This is a genomic window from Kitasatospora sp. NPDC059795 (assembly GCF_042732175.1).
Classification (GTDB): domain Bacteria; phylum Actinomycetota; class Actinomycetes; order Streptomycetales; family Streptomycetaceae; genus Kitasatospora.
This window is the reverse complement of sequence record NZ_JBHWID010000017.1, coordinates 50,947-73,872: the sequence shown is the minus strand read 5'-3', so window position 1 is coordinate 73,872 and position 22,926 is coordinate 50,947. Positions and strand designations below refer to the sequence as shown.

Below are 22,926 nucleotides of genomic sequence, written 5' to 3'. Positions count from 1 at the left end.
GCGGAACGCGAGCACGGGGGTCCGCCTATCCGTCGGTGTCGTCCGGCCGCAGTTCGATGTGGTCGGCCGCCAGGTCGGCCGCCACCCGGTGCTCCATGCCGAGGGCGGCGAGGAACTTGGCGGGCAGTTGCACCCGGCCGGTGCGGTCCAGCATGACGTACTCGCGTTCGCTGACCGTCTCCTGGCCGTGCTCGTCGGTGACGGTGCGGCGCAGCACCTCGCTGCTGGTGCGGCCGTCGCGGATGGCGACGGTGCGGCGGACCTCGCCGGCGACCATCGGGTCGTGGGTGACGACGACGACGGTGGTGCCGAGCTCGCGGTTGACGGTGCGGAACGCCTCGAAGATGCCGACGGCGGTCTCGGAGTCGAGTTCGCCGGTGGGCTCGTCCGCGAGCAGCACCGCCGGGTCGTTGGCCAGGGCGACGGCGATGGCGACGCGCTGCTGCTGGCCGCCGGACAGTTCGGCGGGGCGGCGGTGGCCCAACTCGCCGATGTCCAGGGCCTCCAGCAGTTCGGTGACGCGGGTCCGTTGCTTCTTCGCGGCGCGGTGCCCGGAGCGCAGCTGCATCGGCAGGGCGATGTTCTGGGCGGCCGTCAGGAACGGCAGCAGGTTGCGGGCGGTCTGCTGCCAGATGAAGCCGACCACCTCGCGCCGGTAGCGCAGCCGGTCCTTGGCGGTCATCGTCAGCAGGTCGCAGCCGGCCACGGTGGCGCTGCCCGCGGTCGGGGTGTCCAGCCCGGCCAGCACGTTCAGCAGGGTGGACTTGCCGGAGCCGGACGCGCCGACCAGGGCCACCAGGTCGCCCTGGTCGACCGTCAGGTCGAGGCCCTGGAGGGCCTGGACCTCGATCCCGTCGCTGCTGAAGATCCGGACCAGCCGCTCGCAGCTGATCGCCAGGTCGGAGCGGACGGCGCGGGGCGCACTGGCGGCCAGCGCCTTGCGCTGGAGCTCGTCCAGGCTCGGGGGCGGAGTGCTCATCGGTTGTCTCCCGCTCGAAGCTCGGTGGTGATCTGGCGACGGGCGGTGACGGCGGTCTCGGCCAGCACCGCGAGGGCGGCCAACAGGGCCAGCCCGAGGGCCTGTTGGAGGATCGGTGCGGCGGTGAGCCGCAGCCCGGTCGGGTCGGAGGCGCCGACCAGGGGGGCGATGTCGACGGCCGGGCCGAGCATCAGCACGCAGCAGACCGCGGTCAGTGCGCCGCCGAGGGCGGCGACCAGGGCGTGCGGCAGGGCCTCGGCCAGGATCAGCGCCAGCCCCTGCCGGGGCCGCAGGCCCATGGTGCGCAGCCGGGCCAGGGTGGCGGCGCGCTCCGGTCCGGCGCGGAACAGCGTGAGCAGGACGGAGAGCAGCGCGAACAGGGCGGTGGCGCCGACCGAGACCCAGAACCGCCGTTCGGCGGAGGACTGCAGCGGGTCCTTGGCGAGCTCGCCGACCTCCCCTGCGCGGGTGCGCACCTGGTGGCCGGGCTTGGTGCCGACGGCCGGCGGCCCGAGGTGCTTCTCGGCCAGGGCGCGCACCGCGGTGTCGTCGACGTTGCCGGCGGCGAGCCACTCGTGGGGGCTGCCGAAGCGGGGCATCAGGTCGGTGACGGCGGAGAGCGGCAGCACCACGGTGGTGCCGGCCGAGCCGTTCAGGGCGGGGGTGCCGTCGGCGACGGCGACGCTGCGGATCGGGACGGCCTCGCCGCCGGCCAGCCGGAGGTCGAGCCGGCCCTTCGGCAGGTCGCTGCTGACCACGGCCGGTATCGGCCCGCCCGGTTCGACGGGTCCGGTGAGCACCGACGGGTCGAACCGTCCGCGCCCGGCGACCTCGGCGATCTTCGCGTACTTGACCGGGTCGGCGACCACGATGTTGACCCGGGCGGACCAGTTCCCGTCGGTGACCAGCACGACGTCCTCGTCGACCCAGACCGGCAGCGAGACGTCCGCGCCCGGCAGCCGTTCGGCGGCGGCGACGAAGTCGTCGGGCAGCGATGCGAGCGAGCCGGCGCCGACCATGACGTCCGCGCCGATGTTGTACCGGGCGACGGTGGAGCGCTGCGCGGCGACCGAGCTGAGCACGGTGGAGCCGATCGCGCCGCAGGTCACGGCGAGCACCAGGGCGAGCAGCGGCAGCATCGAGGGGCGCGAGCGGGGGCCGCTGCCCCGGGCGGCCCGGGCCAGGCCGAGGAAGCCGATCGCGCCGGGGCGCCGGCCGGCCCAGCGGGCCAGCAGCCCGATCAGGGCGGGTTGGAGCCGGGCCAGCAGCAGCGCGCCGGTGAGGGCGACCAGCAGCGGCGCGGTCACCAGCAGCGGGTCGACGCCCTCGCCGAGCGGGGCCACGCCGCGTCGGACGACCTGGGTGACGGCGGCCGTGGTGGCGACCAGCACGCCGAGTTCGGCCAGCAGGCGGCGGCGACCGGACGGGCCGGCGGAGGCCTCGACGCGGAGCATCAGCGCGGTGCGGACCGGGAAGGCCAGCAGGGCGAGCAGCGTCACCGAGCCGGCCGCGACGGCGGCGGGCAGCCAGCGCGGGGTGGGCAGCAGGGTGAAGGCGAGCAGCGCGCCGAGCCCGGCGGCGGGCAGCACCGTCAACGCGCCTTCGCCGAGCAGCCGTTGCCAGATCCCGCGGGTCGAGGCACCACGGGCGCGCAGCAGCCGCAGTTCGGTGGTGCGCCGTTCGGCGGTCAGCGCGGCGGCGAGGCAGAGCACCACGGCGGCGACGCCGGCGGCGCCGGCCGGGCCGACGTAGGCGAGCGAGTCGATGGCGGACTGCCGCTTCCAGGCGTTGTCGACGAGGGTGCGCAGCTCGGTGGTGATCCGTACGTTGGACCGCCCGAGCGAGGTGGAGGTCTTGACGCCGACCGGGCCGGTGGTGACGGCGGCGAGGCCGTAGGAGGTCTCCCGGAGCCGGTCGGCGCGCAGGGCGTCGACCCGTACCGGCATCCGCCAGTAGTCCTCGGCGGCGCGGCCCCAGTCGGCGATGCGGGACATGCCCTCCGGGCCGGTGAGGGCGACGGCGTACCAGTACCGCTCCGGCGGGTCGCCGGGGCCGCTGCTGGGGGTGAGGTTCATGCAGGTGGTGAGGGCGCAGCCGAACCGGTCCCAGAACGGGTCGGACGGGTTGTCGACGGTGTACAGGCCGACCACCTTGATCCGCTGCGGGCGGAGCTTCTCCAGGTTGCGGTCCTGCACCGACCTGCCGCCGTCGTACACCGTGCCGAGCGTGAGCTTGACGGTCCTGGCGGTGGCCTCCGACACCGCGACCGGGATCGGCTCGCCCTCGGCCGCGGCGCCCGGCCACTGGCCGGCCGTCAACCGGGCGTGCTCGGTCATGCCGTGCTGGTACTGCACGGCGAACTCGGGCTCCACGCCCTCGGGGCGGTCCAGCGCGGGGTCGCCCAGCGAACGCGCCCAGCCGGCCCGGCGTCCGTACACCGGGCCGCTCGGGTCGAGCGGCAGCACCGGGCCGATGGTGTCGGTGAGCCGGGCCGCGGTGGTGTCCAGCTGCTGCGACGGGTCGCCGGTGGTGGGGACGGCGGCGGTGACCTGGATGCTGGTGGCGGTCGGGCCGGTGGTGCGCAGGAAGCTGTGCAGCGCGCCGTCCGCGCCGCGGTCCTGCGCCCGGGGGAGCGCGGCGGCCAGGAAGACCACGGTCAGCGCCAGGGCGCCGGTGAGCAGGGCGGCCAGCGGCGCGGTGCGCAGCCGGGTACGGACCCAGGGGGCCGGGGTGCTCATTTGTCCTCCACGAACCGGAGCCGGGCGGCCACGTCCCGGCGGCGGCCGCCGACCAGGAAGGCGGACAGCAGCGGCAGGGCGGCGGTCCCGGCCGCCAGGATCAGCACCTGGCCGAGCGGCAGCCCGACCAGGACCTCGGGTGTCGGCGGGGTCGCCGCCGGGGTGAGCACCACCAGCGGCACCACCAGATGGGCCAGCACGGCCCCGAGCAGCAGCCCGACGCCGGTGCCGATGCCCACCAGTACGACCTGTTCGGCGGCGGCGGTGCGCCGCAGCAGCCGCCGGGGGGTGCCGAGGGCGAGCAGCACCGCGGACTCGCCGGCCCGTTCGCCCGCCGAGGCGGCCGCGGCGGCGGCGAAGCCGATGGTGGCGAGGACGGCGGCGGCCAGCGCCAGCGCGGCGAGCGCGCTCTGCGGGGCGGCGCTCAGCGGGTCGCCGGACCGGGCGGCGACGTCGTCCTCGCGGAGCGTCAGCCGCTGGGCGGTCGCTCCGGAGCGCAGCGCGGCGGCGGCCTCGGCGGGGGTGCGGTCGTCGGGGCCGGTGGCGGGCAGCCACCACTCGGAGACCGGTGCGAGTTCGGCGCTGCGGTCGTTCAGCCAGCGGTCGGTGGTGGCGAGGTCGAGCAGCAGCGCGCTCGCGCCGTACACGGGCAGCGCCTCGACCTGGCCGGTGATCCGGACGGGCACGCTGGTGTTGCCGTCCTGGACCTTGATCAGGTCGCCGACCTTGGCGCCGGCGTCCGTCAGGTAGGCGCGGGTGGCCAGGCCCTTGACCTCGGGGCCGGTCATGCTGCCGCCGGGGGCGTACACCAGGGCGTGCTTGCTGTCGCGCACGTCGGTGGGGCTGCTGGGCGGGGACGGGGTGTAGGAGGCGGTCATCATCCGGTCCTGGTCGGGGCCGCTCACCCGCACGGGGGAACCCGACGCGACGCTCCAGGCGCCGGCGGGCGCGGGGACGGGCGTGGGCGCCGCGGTCACGGAGTCGGCGACGGCCAGCCGGCGGAGCGTCACCTCGCTGGCGGCCTCGCTGGAGCTCGCGCCGTACGTCAGCTCCAGGCCGGTGAGGGTCAGCGGCGCGGCGACGGAGCCCAGCGGTGCGGCGGTCAGCGCGTTCAGGTTGACCGAGAGGGTGGTCTCGCCGCGGATCGGCAGCTGCGGCGCCAGGATGCGGTACGCCGCACCGAACTTGTCACGCAGCTGGAGCCACAGGTCGGGCGCCGTCAGCTGCTGCTGCCGCCAGGGCGGGACCGACCCGTCGGTGGGGAGGTCGGCGACGTGGACGTCCAGGGTCAGGTCGATCCGGGACGGCGTGCCGGGCAGCGGGACGCCGGTGGGCTGCGGCTCGGCGAGCGGACCGAACAGCTCGGCGGCCGGGCGGTGGTCGAACAGGTCGGGTCGGACGTGCAGTTCGTCCGCGGCACGGGCGGTGTCGGTGAGGATCACCCGGCCCTTCCGGTCGCCGGGCAGCCACTGGTCGAACCCGGCGACCGGGAGCAGCCGGTCGCCGCCGGGCAGCGTCGCGTACCGGCCGCCCTGGCCCATCGGCGGCAGCGCGGACGCCTGAATCCGCAGGCCGCCCGCTGAGGCGAAGTCGGCCTGGTCGTGCTGCGAGTCGCGCCAGGCGGCGTGCTGACCGAGCGCCAGGACGCCGGTGGCGACCGCCAGCACCAGCAGCAGCACCGGGCCGTTCGCCCGGCCGGGGCGGCGGGCCAGCTGCCAGCCGCCGAGCGCCGGGCCGAGCCCGCGGCCGCGGGCCGCCAGCCGGGCGCCGAGCCGCGCCGCGAACGGCAGCACCCGGAGCACCAGCAGCGTTCCCGCGCAGAGCGCCAGGGTGGGCGCCGCGACCAGCACCGGGTCGATGCCCAACTGCCCGGAGGAGTCGGCCGACAGGCCGCCGGTGCGGGCGTCGAGCTGCTGGTAGGCGATCACGGCGAGGGCCAGCAGCGTCAGGTCGGCGCCGGAGCGGGCCGCGGTGGAGACCACGGCCTGCCGGCGCGACACCACCCGCTCGCCGCCGCGCCGCAGCAGGCCGGGCAGCGCGGCGAGGAGGACGCAGGCCAGCGCGCACAGCGCCGCCACCGGCCAGCGGACGGCCGTGTCGGTGTGCGCCAGCGGCAACCCGGCGAGCGGGCCCCAGGAGGTGAGCAGTTGCAGCAGCGGACCGGTCAGCAGCGGGGCGAGCACGGCGGCGGGCAGCGCGAGCAGCAGCGTCTCCAGCACCGTCCAGGCGACCAGTCGGCCCCGGGTCGCGCCGCGCGAGGTGAGCAGCGCGTTCTCCGGCGACTGGCGCTCCGCCACCAGGTGCACCACCAGCAGCAGCGCGGCGCCCGCGAGAACCGCGAGCTGCAGCGCGCCGATCAGCAGGGTGGACCGGGTGACCAGCGTCGCCGAGTTCAACTCGGCCAGCAGGGCGGGGAGTTCGGAGGTCTGCTGGAGGTCGGGGCTGTACTGCTTGGCGAGCTCCGGCAGATGCTCGGCGCGGGAACGGATCCGGTCGATGCGCTCCGGGTCGGCGGTGGAGAAGTCGGCGGTCAGCATCGCGTTCCGGCGGCCCTGCGCCAGCAGGCCGGAGGTGAACACGCCGTCGTCCACCAGCATCGGCCCGTACGTGGTGAAGCCGCTGATCTGGATCTCGCGGCCGCCCAGCGGGTCGAGCCGCCAGTAGGGGTCGTCCCGGTCGGCGACCTGGTAGACGCCGGTGACGAGGAGCGTCAGCGGCTTGCCGCCGTACCGGTCGGAGAGGGTGACCTGCGCGGGCAGGGCGTCCTCGGCCAGGCCGAGCCGGACCAGGGTGCTCTTCGGCACGGCCGCCCGGACCGTCCCGCCGGTGCCCGGGCCCGCGGCGGCGCCCTCGGCGGTCGGCCACTGGCCGGCCGCCAGCCGGACCTGCCCGTGGTCGAGCGCGGCCAGCACCGTCAGGTCCGCCTCGTGGGTCGGGTTCGGCGGGCCGGGCAGCCCGTAGGCGCGGCTGAGCGCCAGGGACTGCGTGGCGACCGGCAGCCCGTCGAACAGCCGGGCGCCGAGCGCGGCGGCCTTCGCGTCGTCCGCCGACCTGGCGTCGACCGTGTGGTCGGCGCTCAACTGCACGACCGGTCGACCGCCGCCGTGCAGGTTCCGGCGCAGGCCGGCCTCGGCGGCGGTGCGGTTGAAGGCGACCAGCGTGGTCAGCACCGTCGTGGTGATCAGCACCGTGAAGAGCACGGCGGCAGCCAGCGGCAGCCGCCCGCGAAGTCGGCGCAGGACAAAGCCGAGCATGTTCCCACTTCCCCCGTCACCGGTCAGCGTGTACCGGATGGCGGACGACTCTGTCAGATACGAACGAGCAGCGGAAGGGTCTTGCGCAAACAGGCTCGGAGGTGAGCAGAATCGATCCCCTTCCTTCACAACGGCGCGCGCACGGGGGACCAGAGAATGAACGAAACCGACAAGTCTTCGCCGATGGTCGTGGTCGAGGAGCTCTGGCGCAGCTTCGGCAGCGGGGAGCGCACCGTGCACGCACTGCGCGGGGTCTCCTTCACCGCGGCCCGCGGCGAACTCACCGCCCTCAAGGGCCGCTCGGGCTCCGGCAAGACCACCCTGCTCAACCTGGTCGGCGGACTCGACTCACCGACCAGCGGACGGATCTCGCTCGACGGCGCCGACCTGTCCGCCCTCGACGAGTCGGGGCGGCTCGCGCTGCGCCGGGACCGGATCGGCTTCGTCTTCCAGTCCTTCGGGCTGCTGCCGACGCTCACCGCCGCCGAGAACGTCGGCGTCCCGATGCGGCTGCGCCGGCTGCCCGCCGCCGAACGCGAGGAGCGGGTCCGCACCCTGCTGGCGCTGGTCGGGCTGGCCGACCACGCCGCGCAGCGGCCCACCGAACTCTCCGGCGGCCAGCAGCAGCGGGTGGCGATCGCCCGGGCGCTGGCCAACGAACCGGCCCTGATCATCGCGGACGAGCCGACCGGCCAGCTCGACTCGGAGACCGGCCTGGCCGTGATGGAGCTGCTCCGCGCGGTGGTCCGCTCGCAGGGCGTCACCGCGCTGGTCGCGACCCACGACCCGGCCCTGATGGCGCAGGCGGACCGGGTGATCGAGTTGCACGACGGCACGGTGAGCCTGCCGGAGGCCGCCGCGGCGGGCTGACCCGCACGCCCTGCGGGCCACCGACGCGAATTCGCGCCGGTGGCCCGCCGCATGTCGGTCAGGTCGGTCGGGCCGGTCGGGCCGGTCGGGTCGGTCAGGGGGAGGGGACGACCCGGGCGAAGTCGTGGTGGGTGCGGACGGCCCGGTCCCACTCCAGGGTGCGGATCAGCCGGTGCACGACCAGCAGCGGAATGAGGCCGAAGACACCGAACGACATGTCGACGAATTGCCAGAACAGCGGGATGCCGCGCAGCGGACCGCAGATCAGCGCGAGCGGGACGATGCCGCCGCAGGCGATCATCGCCCAGCGGATCACCCACACGTTGCGCACCGGATCCTTCAGCGGGCCCCAGAACGCGGCCGCGATCACCAGGTGCGCGAACGCCAGCCAGTCGGTGCCGTAGGCGAGGAACGGGTGGCTGCCGTAGCCGTCGGCGACGCCGTCGCCGACCCGCAGCACCCAGGCGTCCAGCGCGGGGAGCGCGTCGGCGAGGCCGGTGGCGTCCATGAACTTCACCAGCAGCGAGGTCTCGGTCTGCAACGGGAACGCGGTCAGCCCGCTGAGCACGAGGCAGACGATGAACAGCCACAACCAGCGCCTGATACGGCGTTGAACAAGTGCGGTGTCGGTGACGGTGGCAGGACCGGGGCCGGCGGTGGTGGAACCGGTCGGGGCCGTGGCGATGTCGGACATGGGGAATCCCCCCTCCATGACGCGGGTGCCGGAGACGGCACGCAGTGTCGCGAGAAGGACTCTAGACCTGAATTTGAACGCGTTCAACACGCTGGAACAGCTTCCCCCAAACGGGACGTTTCGGACCTGTCCACGGAAAGCCCTAATCTTGTCCCCCGTGACCGCCATCGCAGACCAGCCCACCAGGCCCGCCCCCGGACCGGCCGCCGACGAGGGACTCGCCCGCCGGCTCAAGGCGCTCGCCTGCACCGCGCCGCTGCACGACCTCGACAGCCGCAAGGTCAACCTGGCCGGCGAGTACGCCTCGTACACGATGGCCGAGATCGGCCTCGCCGCCATCGACCTGGTCACCCTCAACATGGACTTCGACACCGGGGCCGACCGCGACATAGTCCTCGGCCGCCTCCAGCCCCGGATCGCCGCCCAGAACCCCGGACGCGCCGTCACCGAGCACGAACGGGTGGCCCGCTGGGTGCTCGAATCGCTCATCAACGTCGGCAGCGTCGACCGCGGCTTCCGCGCCGTCTACGGCACCTTCGGCCCCGACGGCGAGTACACCCGCCGCGACTACGACTTCAAGCTCATCGAGGAAGTCCCCGGCCAGGACGGCGGCGTCTACCTGCGCACCACCGACGAGGCCGTCAACGTCCTCGTCGGCGCCCTCGACACCGACGTGACGAGCGCTCAGATCGCCGCCGAGGTCAAGCTGGAGGTGCTGATCCGCCGCGGCCGCCTCGCCGACGCCCAACTCGCCGCCGAACAGGCCCGCTACCGCACCGTCCAGTACGCCGAGACGCTGCGCCGCGCCCTGGAGGCCACCCGCCGCAACGTCCGGGCCGTCGACTGGATGGAGACCGTCCCCGACCTGATCGACGAGGCGCTCGACCACATCGCCGACCGGTACCGGCACGAGAACGCGATCCTCACCAACATCCGCAAGGCCCGCGACGAGAGCGCCGACGCCGAGCACAAGCGGCGCGCCGCCGAACTCGTCGACATCGTCAAGGACTGCATCCGCCGGCACACCCAGCTCCAGACCCGCCTGCTGGAGGCCGGCCCGCTGTTCCGCGCCGAACAGGACCGGCAGGCGTTCTCCGCGCCCACCGCCCGGGCCGGCATCGACCTGTACGGTCAACTCCTCGCACCCGTTCTCACCCTGCCGCTCGCGGACGCCACCCGGCCCACCGACGCGTTCTTCGCCCGCGGCACCGGACTGCGCACCCCCGTCTCGGTCCGGGTCAGCGACCTGGTCGAACTGCTGCTCACCCCGCCCGTGGAACGCGAACACCTCGGCGCCGAACTGCCCGAACCCGACCTGGTCGCCACCCCCGACGACAGCCGCTTCTCCGAAGCCCAGCTGGAGACCGCGCTCGACCTGCTCGACCTGCCCGCCGACGCGCCCCGCCGGCTCTCCGGCCTGCTCGCCGACGCCCGCGCCCGCGGCGCCGAACTCGCCGAGGACGGCGAGGAACTCGCGTACCTGGTCGCCCTGTTGGCCGTGCACGCGGCCAGCCCGCCGGTCGGCACCGCGTACCGGCAGGGCGAGGAACGCCTGCTGTTCGCCGTCGACGACGGCACCCGCCTGGACGACCCCGGCTTCGGCGGCGCGGACCTGATCGTCGGCAGCGCCCTGCTGGACGCCGCCGGCATGGCCGCCGACCGCCGGGACGCGAAGTGACACGCCCGGCCGGGGGCGGCACGCGCAGCACCTGGGGCGTGGGTCGCGCCTGCGGCGCGGGCAGCGCGAGCGGGATGGGTTGCGCCTGCGGCGTGGGCATTGCCTGTGGCGCGCACGTTGCCTGCGGCGCGGGCATCGTCCGCCGCACTGGTACCGCTGGCACGGCTCGTGGCACTGGCAGCACGCGCGCCGCCCGCACCGCCCGCACCACTCGCGGCATGCGTAGCACTGGCACTGCCCTTGGCACTTGCTTCGTCCGTGGCGCGCGCAGCGCCTGCGTCGTCCGCACCGCCCGCGGCACTGGCACCGCTCGCACCGCCCGCAGCCCTCGCAGCACGCGCAGCATTCGCACCGAAGGAGCACCTGCATGACCACCAGCACCGAGGCGTGGGCGCCGCAGGACGTCGCCGAACCGGCCGCCGCCGCTGCCGCCGCGCCCGCGCCGATCAGCCCGGCGGACGTCGCCGAGGCCGCCCGCCTGGTCTCCTTCGGCCTGCAGGCCAAGCTGCTGCCGTCCCGCGACGCCGAGTACGCCGAACTGGTCCGCCGCTACCGCGACGACCCGCCGTTCGGCCGCCTCGCCGACGCCGTCGCCACCGGCATGGGCCTGGTCGTGCTGGAGGTCTCGCCGCGGGCCGGCATGGCCGTCGCCGCCGCCGAGGACTCGGTATTCGCCGTCCGGATGGGCGACTACTCGCGCCGCGCCAACTCCGAGTCCACCGACCGCTTCCTGCACGGCCTCGCGCACCTCGCGGTCGCCGCGCTCGCCTTCCCCCGCCCCGAGGACCTCGCCGACGACGGCTACCTCGGCCGGGTCTCCGTCAACGGCGTGGACGCGTTCGTCCGGCAGGCCTGCCGCCGCCTGGAGGAACGCGCCGCCGCCGAGGGCAGCAACACCGACCCGGCGAGCGCCGCCCCCGCCCTGGAAGCCGCCTGGCGCGTGTGGGCCCGCCGCTCCGCGACCGGCGCCACCAAGGACGCCCGCCGGCTGTCCGGCTCCACCACCGGCATCGTCTCCAAGGCGGTGTCCTTCCTGGTCGACTCGGGTTTCCTGCAGAAGACCTCCGACGACGCCGGCGGCACCTACCGCACCACCGCCCGCTACCAGTTGCAGGTCCGCGACCTGGCCGGCAGCGCCGCCATGGCCGAACTCCTCGACCTGGGCGTCGTCCCCGTCAGCGACGGCACCGCCACCCTGCTGCCGCCCGACGACAGCGACGAACTGGTCGCCGACGCCGGACTGCCGTTCCACTCGCTCTGACCCACCCCCGCCACGTTCTGACCCACCCCCGCCACGTTCTGAACTGACCGCTCCAGGAGAACCACCGCACATGTACGAGCTGAACCGGGTCCGCCTGTACTCGATCGGACCGGCGGGCGCCCGCTACGCCGACACGGTGCTCGACCTGCGCGGCGTCGGCGAGCCGGTCCCCGAGCCGCAGCCCCAGCAGATCGGCCTGTTCGGCGAGGAACCCGAGGGCCCGCAGCGCCGCCCCGCACCCGCCGGCGTGCTGTTCCTGGAGAACGGCGGCGGCAAGTCCGTCCTGCTCAAGCTGATCTTCTCGGTGATGCTGCCCGGCCACCGCAACACCCTCGGCGGCGCCTCCTCCGGCGTGCTGCGCAAGTTCCTGCTCGCCGACGACTGCGGCCACGTCGCCCTCGAATGGCAGCACACCGTCACCGGCGAACTCATCGTCGTCGGCAAGGTCAGCGAATGGCGCGGCCGACAGGTCTCCTCCGACCCGCGGAAGTTCGCCGAACTCTGGTACTCCTTCCGGCCCGGCCCCGGCCTCACCCTGGACGGCCTGCCGGTCGCCGAACGCCCCAGCCTGGCCGGCGACCAGAAGACCCGCGGCCGCCGCCGCACCATGAAGGGCTTCCGCGACACCCTCACCGAGGCCGGCAAGGCCCACTCGCACCTCGACGTCACCTTCGAGGAGATCCACGACCGCTGGAACGAGCACCTCGGCGCGCTCGGCCTCGACCCCGAACTCTTCCGCTACCAGCGCGAGATGAACGCCGACGAGGGCGAGGCCGCCGGCCTGTTCGCGGTCCGCAACGACGCCGACTTCACCGACCTGCTGCTGCGCGCCGTCACCGACACCCGCGACACCGACGGCCTCGCCGACCTCGTCCACGGCTTCGCCGCCAAACTCGGCCGGCGCGCCGAACTCACCGCCGAACGCGAGTTCACCGCCGGCTCCGTCGACCTGCTCCAGCGCATCGTCGACGCCACCGCCGGACGCGAGACCGTCCGCGAGGGCCACCGCGCCGCCGAACGCCGCACCCGCCGGCTCGCCCTGTCGCTGTCCGCCCGCTCCGCCGTCGAACGCGACCGCGTCCACGACCTTGCCGTCGAGGTCGCCGCCGCCGCGAGCGCCGTCACCGCCGCCGAGACCGACCGTACCCGGCACGACCGGATCGTCGCCGAACTGACCTACCGGCACGCCACCCTCGGCCTGGAGGCCGCGACCGCCGAAGCCGGCCGACTGCGCCGCGAACTCACCGACGCCCGCGCCCAGTTCGCCTCCTGGCAGGCCGCCGAGGCGGTCCTGCGGCACCGTGCCGCAGCCGACCGCGCCGGCCGCGTCGCCGCCGCCATCCGGGAGGCCGAACTCGACGCCGCCCCCGCCCTCGCCGCCCGCGACCGCGCCGCCGGCGCCCTCGCCCGCGCCCTCGAAACCGCCGCGCTCAGCGCCGAGACCCGCGCCGACCAGGAGGAACTGCGCGCCGAGGAGCTCCAGCAGGACGGCTCCGCCGCCCAGGCCGAAGCCACCGCCGCCGCCACCGCCGCCCAGAAGGCCCGCTCCGAGGCCGAACACCTGCGCCAGCGCCTCACCGAGGTCGAGCAGGAGACCGCCGCCGCCGTCGAAGCCGGCTGGATCGACGACTCCGGTGCCGAACCCGACCCCGCCCGCGCCGCCCTGCACGCCGCCGACGCCGAACGCGCCGCCACCGAAGCCCTCGACCAGGCCCGCACCGCCGCCGACGCCGGCGCCGTCCGGGCCCGCGAGTCCGCCGCCGCCGAAGCCCGCGCCGAACTCGCCGCCGCCCGCGCCACCGACGCCCGCACCGCAGCCGAACGCGCCCTCGCCGCCGAACAGCGCACCGCCGCCCAACTCGCCGCCGAACCCCGGCTCGCCGAACTCCTCTCGCTCTCCCCGTACCAGGACGGCGCGGACGAGACCGAAGGCTTCCTGACGCCCCGTCAACTCGACGCCTCCGCCGAGGACCTGCGCGAACTGCTCGACCAGGCCGTCGCCAACGCCGAACGCACCCTGTTCGACCTGCGCACCGCCGCCGCCGACGACTCCCGGATCCTCGCCGCCCTCGGCGACGGCGGCCTGCTGCCGCCCGGCCCCGACGTCCTCGCCACCGTCGAACACCTCGGCGAACAGGGCATCCCCGCGCTGCCCGGCTGGCGCTACCTCGCCCAGTCCGTCGACCCCGCCGACCACGACGCCATCCTCGCCGCCCGCCCCGAACTCGTCGACGGCGTCGTCGTCACCGACCCCGCCTCGCTCGACCGGGCCCGCGAAGCCCTCGCCGCCGCCGCCCTGCTGCCCCGCTCCACCGTCGCCGTCGGCACCGCCGCCGCCCTCATCGCCCCCATCGAGGGCGAACCCGGCTTCTTCCTCGTGCCGCCGAACCCGGCCATGCACAACGAGACCGCCGCCGACGACGAACGCCGCGAACTGCGCGCCCGCGCCACCGCCCGCGAGGAACACATCCGCGAACTCGCCGCCCGCCTCGGCGGCGACCGCGCCCTCGCCGCCCGACTGGCCTCCTGGCACGCCAGCTGCCCGCCCGGCACCCTCGCCGAACTCGCCGAAACCGCCGCCGCAGCGGCCGACCGCGCCGAAGCCACCGCCGCCGAACTCGCCACCCTGCGCGCCGACCACGCCGAAGCCGACGCCGACCACCAGGCCGCCGCCGCCCGCCACGAGGAGTGCCGGGAGACCGCCCAGCGCACCCGCCGCCGCGCCGACGCCCTCGCCGGCCTCGCCTTCCGCCTCCGCGAACGCGCCAACTGGACCCGCCGGCAGCGCGAACTCGCCGACGACGCCACCGAATGCGAACGCCGCCAGGCGCTGTGCACCGAACGCGCCCGCACCTGCGACGAGGACCGCCGCGCCGCCCAGCGCGCCGCCGACGACGCCCGCCGCACCGTACGCACCCTGCGCGGCGAACGCGCCGAGATCGCCGCCGCCGACATCGCCGCCGACCCCGACGACACCGCCGTCCCCGCGTCCCTCCCCGCTCTCCGCGAGGCCTACCGGGCCGCCGCCCAGCTCTACGAAAAGGTCGGCGTCGGCGCCGACCTGCGCGCCGAACAGGCCCGCGCCGAAGGCGACCAGGCCGCCGCCGCAACCGAGCTGGAACGCCTCAGCAACAAGGTCAAGGCCCGCGCCGAAGAACTCCTCGCCAGCCCCGACGGCGCCGACGGCCCCGCCCGCCAGGCCGCCGCCGCCCGCGCCGAGGAACTCGTCACCATCATCGAGGCCCGCTCCGGCGCCGCCGCCGAAGAAGTCGGCCGCCTGCGCGGCGACGCCGAACGCTCCGCCCCGATCAACGGCGACGCCCACACCGACCTCCCCGAAGACCTGCTGCCCGCCGACCCCGAACACGCCCAGGCCCTGCTGCGCACCGCCACCGCACTGCTCGCCGAACGCCGCGAACGCGTCGACACCGCGCGCACCGAACACGCCGACCTCCAGCGGACGTTGGACCAGGCCCAGGCCGCCGCCACCGACTTCGAGGAACTCGCCGCCCAGCTCCGCGACGCGCTGCGCGACAACACCGGCGACGAGACCGAGACCGCCGACACCTACCTCGGCGGCCTCGCCGCGGCCCGCGCCGCCGCCACCGACACCCGGCGGGCCATGCGCACCGCCGCCACCGAACTCACCGGCGCCGAACTCGCCGTCCGCGACGCCTCCGACGCCCTCGTCCGGCACGCCAACGCCGCCCGCTACGAGGCCGTCCGCACCCCCGCCCGCCAGCAGATCCGCGAGCTGCCCGCCGCCGCCCTGCCCGACCACGCCGCCGCCTGGGCCGCCGCGTTCGCCCCCCGCCTGCGCGTCCTCACCGACGAACTCGCCCAGCTCGAACGCAACCGCGCCTCCATCGTCGACCGCCTCCGCGGCCTGGTCGAGTCCTCGCTCGCCACCCTGCGCGCCGCCCAGCGACTCTCCCGCCTCCCCGAAGGCCTCGGCGAGTGGTCGGGCCAGGAGTTCCTGCGCATCCGCTTCGACGACCCGGACCACGCCGTCCTGGTCGAACGGCTCGGCGAAGTCATCGACGAGGCCACCCGGTCCGCCGTCAAGAAGAACTCCGACCTGCGCCGCGACGGCATGTCCCTGCTGCTGCGCGGCGTCGCCGCCGCGATCGGCCCCAAGGGCGTCTCCGTCGAGATCCTCAAGCCGGACGCGGTCCTGCGCGCCGAGCGGGTCTCGGTCGGCCAGATGTCGGACGTCTTCTCCGGCGGCCAGCTGCTCACCGCGGCCATCGCCCTCTACTGCACGATGGCCGCCCTCCGCGCCAACGACCGCGGCCAGTCACAGCTCCGCCACGCCGGCACGCTGTTCCTCGACAACCCGATCGGCCGCGCCAACGCGACCTACCTGCTGGAGCTCCAGCGCGCCGTCGCCGACGCGCTCGGCGTCCAACTGATCTACACCACCGGCCTGTTCGACACCACGGCGCTCGCCGAGTTCCCCCTCGTCATCCGCCTCCGCAACGACGCCGACCTCCGGGCCGGCCTCAAGTACATCTCGGTCGAAGAACACCTCCGCCCGGGCCTCCCGACCCCCCAGGACCCCGACGGCCCGACGATCCACGGAGAGATCACGGCCACCCGGATGTTCCGCAAGCCCGAGTAGGAATCACCGTGTTCGAGGCGACCGAGGACGGGCCGGGATCACCTGGCCTGCTCGGTCGCGCGCTGCCGCAACTCACGGACATGGGTGTTGCGGTGGAACGGGCCGGTCATGGCGAGCATGGCGTCGATGCGGTCGTGGCATCGGGCGGACTGGACGAGTGGGAAATCGTCCAGCGCCCGGTGCCACGCGACGCACGCTTCCTCGATTCGTCCGGCTTCGAACTGTCGCTCGGCGAGCATCGCCCCGTACCGGACCCGGGTGCGCCGGAAGATCGGCTCGCGCAGACGATGGGATTCCTCCATCGACCTGATCGACCCGTTCAGGTCGCCGAGCTCGTAGCGGACTTGTGAGATGTGGTAATTCAGAGCTGAGGGGTCGTAGGAGCCGAACGCCTTGGCCTGGGACTCGGCCTTCTCCATCGAGGACTCGGCCTCGCCGATCCTCTGGAGAGCCACCGCCCGGTCTCCGACGATGGCGGCGGCGTGTGCCTGCTGGCCTGCCAGGAACGCGCGCATCCGGGGCGAGGCCTGGGGCGAGGCGGACGAGGCGTCGTCTGCCAGTCGAAGAGCTGTCGCGCCGTCGCCGAGATCCCCGTGCATGACGCTCATGCCACGCAGGGTGGTGCAGAAGGTGAGCCGGTCCCCGGCGGCTGCAGCCAACTCCAGTGCCTTGGCGTAGTAGCGGTCGGCGAGGCCGTCCAGACGCTCGTCCATGGCCATGTATCCGGTCAGGTAGCAGTGGTCGGAGGCGGCCGAGAGCATGGCCGTTCGGACCTCGTCGGTAGCCTCGGCGTGGAGGTAGGGCACGATCGTGTTCACCAGGAACGCTGCGGCCATGGGCCGGGCGAACCGGCCGCCGAACTGGTCGTCCAGGGCGCTGACCTGCTCCGTCATCGCAGCGACGGCCTCAACCTCGCGCATGCCGATTCGGGTGTGCGGGTTGGCCCGGATCAGCTTGAAACGGCTTGTGGCTTCCTGCCAGCCCGGAATGGCCATGGTTGCTGCGTAGAGGCCGGCAACGCCCATCAGTGCTCGGCGAGATGGGTCCATGTCCGCCCTCCCCAATTCAGCCAGTCCGGTCAGCGTATCGGCGTCGGCGACGACCGCAGATGTGGTGGCAAAGCCGGCTTCCACCGCTGTCACCGGCCGCCCGAGGCCTCGTGCCAGGACAACCAGGATCAGGTCCTGGGTCTTCCTCCGGGGCAGCGTGCCGTCGTTCAGCCAGTGACTCACCGACGACTCGTCGTACTTCAGGCGCAGGCCGGCACGGGTGCCCGCGCTGTTGATGGCCCGGGCGAACTGTCCATGCTTCCAGCCCAACTCGTCCAAAAGCCCCGCCAGGGCGGCGTTCTGATCGGCCCTCATCGGCATGGGCGACATCATGCCTGAATTCAAGTCTTTCAACTCGCGATCACGGCGAAGCAGTTCACTCCAACCATAGGTGGACGGTTGGCTGTTGGTGCGGCAGATCGGCATCCGGGCACGCCCTGGCCTGTCGCGCATCCGGTACTCGATCGAAGGGACACGCGCGATGAACATCATGGACGAGAAGATGCTGCAGGAGGCGTCGGGCCGGGTCTTCGGCGACGAGCCCGTGTACGAAGTCATGGAAACCACCGACCGGTACAGCTACAAGAAGATCTCCGGGTCGAGCGACTCCGTGCAGACGTACGACACCACTGCAGTCTGACGACCTGCGACCGGTCGTGACACTCTGCGAGGTTGCGGCCGGTCGCACCATTCCCACCGACGCGTGAAGGGACAGTCCGTCGATGTTCCAGTTCCGTATGACGCATGCAGACATCACCTACGACCGGCCCTGGAAGTGGGTTGCCGGTCGGTGGACGTGCGGGTCGTCCTGGATCAAGCCCTACCGGCACGAGTTGACCGAGCAGCTGGCTGTCACCGACGGCACTCGCACTGCATTCGTCTCGACCGTGCGAACGGCGACTGATGCCGGGACGGCCCGCCCGGAGGTCGCCGTCGTCGACTCCGCGGGGTTCCATCGCATCCTGGCCGAGATCCCGGCGAGCAGGGACGACTGGACCACGATCGACGTTTCCCCCGGCCACGCTGTTCGTCTCAGGACCGGGACCGCGTGCACCGCACCGCAGTACCTCGCCAGTGCCGGCGGAGTCCTGTACGGATCGTGGGATCTCACGGACCTGCGCGAACACCAGGATCCGGACCGGCTGGACGAGGTGGCCGTCACCCGACACCTCGGACTGCGCGCCCGCTATTCGGCGTCCACCTTCTGGCAGGACATCAGGCTTCTGACCGAACGGGCGACTGCGTCCTTCGGACCGGAGGGCTCGTTGACGATCCAGTTCCCGAAGGCGGCCGAGCACACCCGGGCGCGGGTTGCCAGAGGCGGAGCCGACCCGATCCCGCTGCTCCGGGACCTCCTCGATCTGGCCGTCACCCGGGTGCCCTGGATCGGCTCCAGAACTGCCGTGCAACTGTCGGGCGGCATGGACTCTGCGGTTGTCGCGTTGGCGATGCAGACCGCTCCCCAGGGCCGTGGGGTCACTGCCGGGGCCGTGATCCTGGACGGCGAGCGAGGAAATCAGCAGGGCGAGCGCCGGAAGCTGCTCCTGAAGTACCTCGCAGGCGGATGGGCGGACGTCACCGTGCAGGCCCTGGACCATCTGCCGTACGGGCCCGAATCAAGCTTCAGCAGCAACAACTGGATCTCTCCGAGTGCCGACATCCACACCGATGCCCTCGGTGCTCTCTCCAGCCGCTTCGCGCAGCGCGGGGTCACGGCCGTGTTCACCGGCATCGGCGGCGACGAATTGATGGCCACCACCTCGGCCGAGGACGAGGGCGGATGGGGCGGCTTCGAACCGGCCGACCTGCCGTCCTGGCTCGGGCCCAATGCCATCGATGCGATCAAGGACATCGACACGGCGATCACCCCGGCCTCTGCAGTGCCCGAGACCGCGCTCATGGCCAAGGCCGTGTGCGGCCCGGAGTTCCTGCGCCGCGGCCTGTGGCCGCTCCATCCGCTCACCGACCCGGTTCTGGTGCGGTACTGCGAGTGGCTGCCGCTGGAGTGGCGACGTGACAAGCGCGCTCTTCGGGAGGTGGTGGATCGCACCGGGTTGCCCGATGGTGTCTCCCACCCCCGGATCGTGGAGAACTTTCAGCAGGTCGTCACGATGGCCATGCGTCAATACGGCGTCCCCCGCATTCGGAAGATGCTCGCGGAGGGCTCCCCACTGATCGAGGCGGGTCTCCTGGACCCGGATCTGCTGTCCTCCACGGCTGACCGGCTGGCGAACGGCACCCTCGTGAAGGGCGACCACGAGGTGGTGTTCGTGCTGCTCGCCGACTCCGCCCTGATTCATCGTTAGGCTCTGTTTCCCGGGCGTTCCGGGCGTTCCGAAGGAGACGATCGTGTATCGGATGCGTGAGGCCACCGCAGCGGACGCGGGCCCGATCACGGACATGGTTCGGGCGAGGTCGGCGTGGCTGTCCGTCCGGGGGCTCGGCGAGTGTGCGGACCTGGCGGAGGAGTACGGCTCGCAGGCCGGGAACCCGGTCTTCCCGGTGTGGGTGCTGGAGCACGAGAGCGACGGTGTGGTCGGCTGCACCTCGCACTTCGGGAACGAGTCGCTGCCGCCGTGGGCGTTCACCGAGGACGAGCGGTCCGAGCCGACGCTGTTCCTGGCCACGACCTTCACCCGCCCGAACCGGCATCGGCTCGGACGGCTGATCGCCTGGTGGTCGTTGGACAGGGCCGCCGGGCAGGGGATGACCTGGGTGCGGCGCGGTACCGGACAGGGCCGCCTGGCCAGGTACTACCAGGAGGCCCAGGGGTGGGACTTGCTGCGAGTCTCCGACCGGCGAGGGCAGCAGGTCCACTTCCTCCAGCGGAAGGCCGAGCCCGTGCCCGGCCTGGCCGACCTGATGGCCGGCCGAGGGCTCTGAGGCCGGGCGAAGCCCACCGGGACAACGATTTCACGTCCCGGTGGGCTTCGCGTCGGGTCGTCAGCGCTTGGTCGAGACGGTGACCGAGGCGACCTTCATCGGGTGGCCCGGCTCGGTGGCTGTGGTCGGGGAACTGCCGTGTGCGGCGGGGAGGTTGCCGCCGATGGCGACGTTCAGGATCAGGAAGATGCCGTGGTGCACCGCCTGGTCCCAGGCGGCGGGTTCGACCTGGTCGGAGGTGACGGCGAAGTACTCCTGGCCGTCGCGGAGCCAGCGGACCTTCTCGGTGGCGGAGGTGCGGTCCACCTCGATCGTCCAGGTGTGGAAGGCGCCCCAGCAGTCCGCGCAGGGCTGTTCGCCGGAGCCCAGTCCGTTCGGCTCCTTGCAGGGGCCGCCCGGGGTGGTGCCGCAGTGCATCGTGCCGAAGGCGCCGCGGCCGCCGACCGATTCGAGGACGTCGAGTTCGCCGACGCCCGGCCAACCGGTGTATCCGTCACGGAGTTTGCCGCCGAGCGCCCAGAACGCGGGCCAGTATCCGGCAGCGGCAGGGCCGTTGACGGCGGGCAGCGCCAACTTCGCCTCCACGCGCAGTACTCCGCCCGCCGGTGCGGCGAAGTCCGCGCGCCTGGACTCGATGCGGCCGGAGGACCAGTGGCCGGAGGCGTCCCGGGTGGGCACGATCTCCAGTGAACCCTGCCCGTCCAGGCGGACGTTCGCGGTGGAGTCGGTCATGGTCTCGATCTCGCCGGTGCCCCACTGCGGGGCGGGGCAGCCGGGGTAGCAGGTGCCCAGGTCGTACTGCCAGTTCGCGGGGTCGGGCTTCGTACCGGCCGGGCCGTCGAACTCGTCGTGCAGCAGGGTGGTCCAGCCGTCGCCGAACAGGCCCGCCTCGGCGAGGAGTTGGTCGAGGCGCGCGGTGAGGACGACGGCCGCCGCGTTGGTCAGGTGCGAGTCGTCGCGGTACAGCAGGACGTGCTCCAGGACGGCCGGGCAGGTCCGGCCGTCGCCGGGGCAGAGCACCTGGTTGACGCCGACGGTGCGCACGCCGGGGACGCGGCCGGCGGTGATCTCCTCGGCCAGCGGGTCGGCCCACAGGCCCTCGCTGCGCGGGAAGTCGCAGGCGGAGGTGGTGTCGGGGTGCCCGGAGACGCAGGCCGGGACGTCCCGGCCGGGGATCGGGGTGTCCTGCAGGTAGACGATCGGGACGCCCAACTCCCGTAGCGGGGTGAGGGTCTGCTCCCAGCCGTGCAGCAGGGTCTCCCGGTCGGCGGTGTAGCGGTTCATGGTGGAGACCACGATCAGCTTCGGCTTCGGCCCGTCCTTGAGCCTGGCCAGGGCGTTCGTCCGCCAGGTGTCGCACTCGTGGTAGGTGCGCCCCAACTGGGGGTTGGTGACGGTGAGTTCGGGCAGCGGGCAGCCCTGCTTGACGAGTTCCTCGACGGACAGGCGGTGCTGGGCGGCGACGCCGAGCATGGCGGAGAACCACTGGCCGGCGTGCGAGTCGCCGAGCAGCACGATCCGGTCGTCGCCGGTGCCGAAGCGGCAGGGCGGGCTGGTGGTGTCGGCCGGGTTGACCTCGCAGAGGCCGTCCGGCGGGAAGTCCTGCCGGGCCTGGACGGGGTTGGGCACGGTCGGGCCGTGGGCGGGCGGGGCGGCGGCGAGCAGGGTGCGGCCGTCGCGGGCGCCCGGCGGCAGGCCGGCCGGGTCCGGGGGAGTGGAGGGGCCGAGGTTGCGGAGCGTGCCGGAGCCGACGACCAGCGCCAGCACCACCGGCATCACCACCGCGGTGAGGCCCAACGACAGTCCGCGGCGCGGGATTTCACCGAGCACCAGGCTGCGCCGCAGCGGCTGCTCCAGCCAGTGCAGGGCGGCGAGCGCGGGCAGCGCGGCGGCCGCCGTCAGGGCGACCTTGACGCCCCAGTGCAGGGCGCCCCACTGGGCTTCGGCGAGCACCAGCACCGGCCAGTGCCACAGGTACAGGTTGTAGGAGAGCCGGCCGATCGCGCGCGGCGCGCCGAGCGACAGCACCCGTCCCACCAGGTGCGTCCCGGAGCCGGCCAGGACGATCGCGGCGGTGCCGACGGTGGGCAGCAGGGCGGCGTACCCGGGGTAGGGGGTGCGGGCGTCGAAGAGCAGCACCGCGGCGAGCACTGCGGCCATGCCGCCGAGGCCCAGCAACTCCCGTATCAGGCGCGGTACTTGCCCGATCGGAAGCAGCGCGATGACCGCGCCGGCGGCGAACTGCCAGGCCCGGGTGGGCGTGGAGAGGTACGCGCCGGCGCTCCAGTGCAGGGAGAGCCAGAACGAGCCGGCGCCGAGCAGCAGCGTCAGGCCGAGCAGGGTGCGCCGTCTCCAGGCCCAGCGGGCGGCGAGCGCCATCAGCGGGGCCCACAGCAGGTAGAACTGCTCCTCGACGGCGAGCGACCAGAAGTGCAGCAGCACGCTGGGGTCGCGGCCGGCGGCCAGGTAGTCGGTCTGTTCGGCGATGAAGCGCCAGTTGGCGACGGACAGCGCGGAGGCGAGGACGTCGCGCTCCAGGTCGGCGCGGCGCAGCGGCGCGGTGAGCAGGGCGCCGAGGACGGCGACCACGGCGAGCACGACGGCGGCGGAGGGCAGCAGTCGGCGGGCGCGGCGCGAGTAGAACTCGGCGAGCCGGACCTTGCCCGTGGCGGCGCTCTCGCTGCGCAGCAGGCCGGTGATGAGGTAGCCGGAGATGACGAAGAAGACGTCGACGCCGACGAAGCCGCCGGCGAGGCCGGGCACGGCCGCGTGGAAGGCGAGCACGGCGAGCACGGCGACGGCCCGCAGGCCTTCGATGTCGGGCCTGAACTTCGGCCGTTCGACGGGTGGTTGCCCGAGAACGACGGTGAGCGGGGCGGTGCTGGTGGACACGGGAGGT

Annotated in this window: 13 protein-coding genes; 7 read left to right on the top strand and 6 right to left on the bottom strand. The window is 73.7% G+C overall.

What is annotated here, in order from left to right; genetic code table 11:
• Positions 1–25: 25 nt before the first annotated feature.
• The 3 genes from ACFV4P_RS29220 to ACFV4P_RS29210 are packed head-to-tail and all read right to left on the bottom strand — an operon-like array spanning position 26 to position 6,971.
• Positions 26–979, bottom strand: a complete 954-nt coding sequence (locus tag ACFV4P_RS29220) for an ABC transporter ATP-binding protein (RefSeq protein ID WP_380476176.1) — start codon at positions 977–979, stop codon at positions 26–28.
• Complete coding sequence (locus ACFV4P_RS29215) at positions 976–3,717, bottom strand: hypothetical protein (RefSeq protein WP_380476174.1); 2,742 nt, start codon at positions 3,715–3,717, stop codon at positions 976–978. The genes ACFV4P_RS29220 and ACFV4P_RS29215 overlap by 4 nt, the downstream gene beginning before the upstream one ends.
• On the bottom strand, positions 3,714–6,971 hold the full coding sequence (locus ACFV4P_RS29210; RefSeq protein ID WP_380476172.1) for an FtsX-like permease family protein: 3,258 nt from the start codon (positions 6,969–6,971) through the stop codon (positions 3,714–3,716). The genes ACFV4P_RS29215 and ACFV4P_RS29210 overlap by 4 nt, the downstream gene beginning before the upstream one ends.
• Positions 6,972–7,127: 156 nt before the next feature.
• Between ACFV4P_RS29210 and ACFV4P_RS29205 the strand changes: the two genes are divergently transcribed.
• Entirely contained in the window at positions 7,128–7,841 is a 714-nt protein-coding gene (locus ACFV4P_RS29205) for an ABC transporter ATP-binding protein (RefSeq protein WP_380476170.1), read from the top strand.
• A gap of 94 nt (positions 7,842–7,935) precedes the next feature.
• Here ACFV4P_RS29205 and ACFV4P_RS29200 read toward each other — a convergent pair whose 3' ends face one another.
• On the bottom strand, positions 7,936–8,535 hold the full coding sequence (locus ACFV4P_RS29200) for a hypothetical protein (RefSeq protein ID WP_380476168.1): 600 nt from the start codon (positions 8,533–8,535) through the stop codon (positions 7,936–7,938).
• A 157-nt stretch (positions 8,536–8,692) separates the two neighbouring features.
• Between ACFV4P_RS29200 and ACFV4P_RS29195 the strand changes: the two genes are divergently transcribed.
• The 3 genes from ACFV4P_RS29195 to ACFV4P_RS29185 all read left to right on the top strand — a co-directional run bounded on the left by ACFV4P_RS29195 (position 8,693) and on the right by ACFV4P_RS29185 (position 16,095).
• Positions 8,693–10,213 (top strand): hypothetical protein, encoded by a 1,521-nt coding sequence (locus tag ACFV4P_RS29195; RefSeq protein ID WP_380476166.1) that lies wholly within the window; start codon positions 8,693–8,695, stop codon positions 10,211–10,213.
• Positions 10,214–10,580: 367 nt separating this feature from the next.
• On the top strand, positions 10,581–11,474 hold the full coding sequence (locus tag ACFV4P_RS29190; protein WP_380476164.1) for a hypothetical protein: 894 nt from the start codon (positions 10,581–10,583) through the stop codon (positions 11,472–11,474).
• A 70-nt stretch (positions 11,475–11,544) separates the two neighbouring features.
• A complete protein-coding gene (locus tag ACFV4P_RS29185; RefSeq protein WP_380476163.1) occupies positions 11,545–16,095 on the top strand; it encodes a hypothetical protein in 4,551 nt (1,516 codons plus the stop codon).
• 38 nt (positions 16,096–16,133) lie between these two features.
• On the opposite strand, the gene ACFV4P_RS29180 is transcribed toward ACFV4P_RS29185, so the two are convergent.
• Positions 16,134–17,477, bottom strand: a complete 1,344-nt coding sequence (locus ACFV4P_RS29180) for a tetratricopeptide repeat protein (protein ID WP_380476335.1) — start codon at positions 17,475–17,477, stop codon at positions 16,134–16,136.
• A 148-nt stretch (positions 17,478–17,625) separates the two neighbouring features.
• Here ACFV4P_RS29180 and ACFV4P_RS29175 point away from each other — a divergent pair, with 148 nt between their 5' ends.
• From ACFV4P_RS29175 to ACFV4P_RS29165, 3 genes are all read left to right on the top strand, one after another.
• Positions 17,626–17,784, top strand: a complete 159-nt coding sequence (locus ACFV4P_RS29175) for a hypothetical protein (protein WP_380476161.1) — start codon at positions 17,626–17,628, stop codon at positions 17,782–17,784.
• A gap of 82 nt (positions 17,785–17,866) precedes the next feature.
• Positions 17,867–19,450 (top strand): asparagine synthase-related protein, encoded by a 1,584-nt coding sequence (locus ACFV4P_RS29170; protein WP_380476159.1) that lies wholly within the window; start codon positions 17,867–17,869, stop codon positions 19,448–19,450.
• Positions 19,451–19,493: 43 nt separating this feature from the next.
• Positions 19,494–20,027: a GNAT family N-acetyltransferase gene (locus tag ACFV4P_RS29165; RefSeq protein ID WP_380476157.1), complete on the top strand. Its 534-nt coding sequence runs from the start codon at positions 19,494–19,496 to the stop codon at positions 20,025–20,027.
• Between the two features lie 60 nt (positions 20,028–20,087).
• On the opposite strand, the gene ACFV4P_RS29160 is transcribed toward ACFV4P_RS29165, so the two are convergent.
• Positions 20,088–22,919 carry an acyltransferase family protein gene (locus tag ACFV4P_RS29160; RefSeq protein WP_380476155.1) on the bottom strand — a complete coding sequence of 944 codons (2,832 nt, stop codon included), beginning with the start codon at positions 22,917–22,919 and terminating at the stop codon, positions 20,088–20,090.
• Positions 22,920–22,926: the final 7 nt, after the last annotated feature.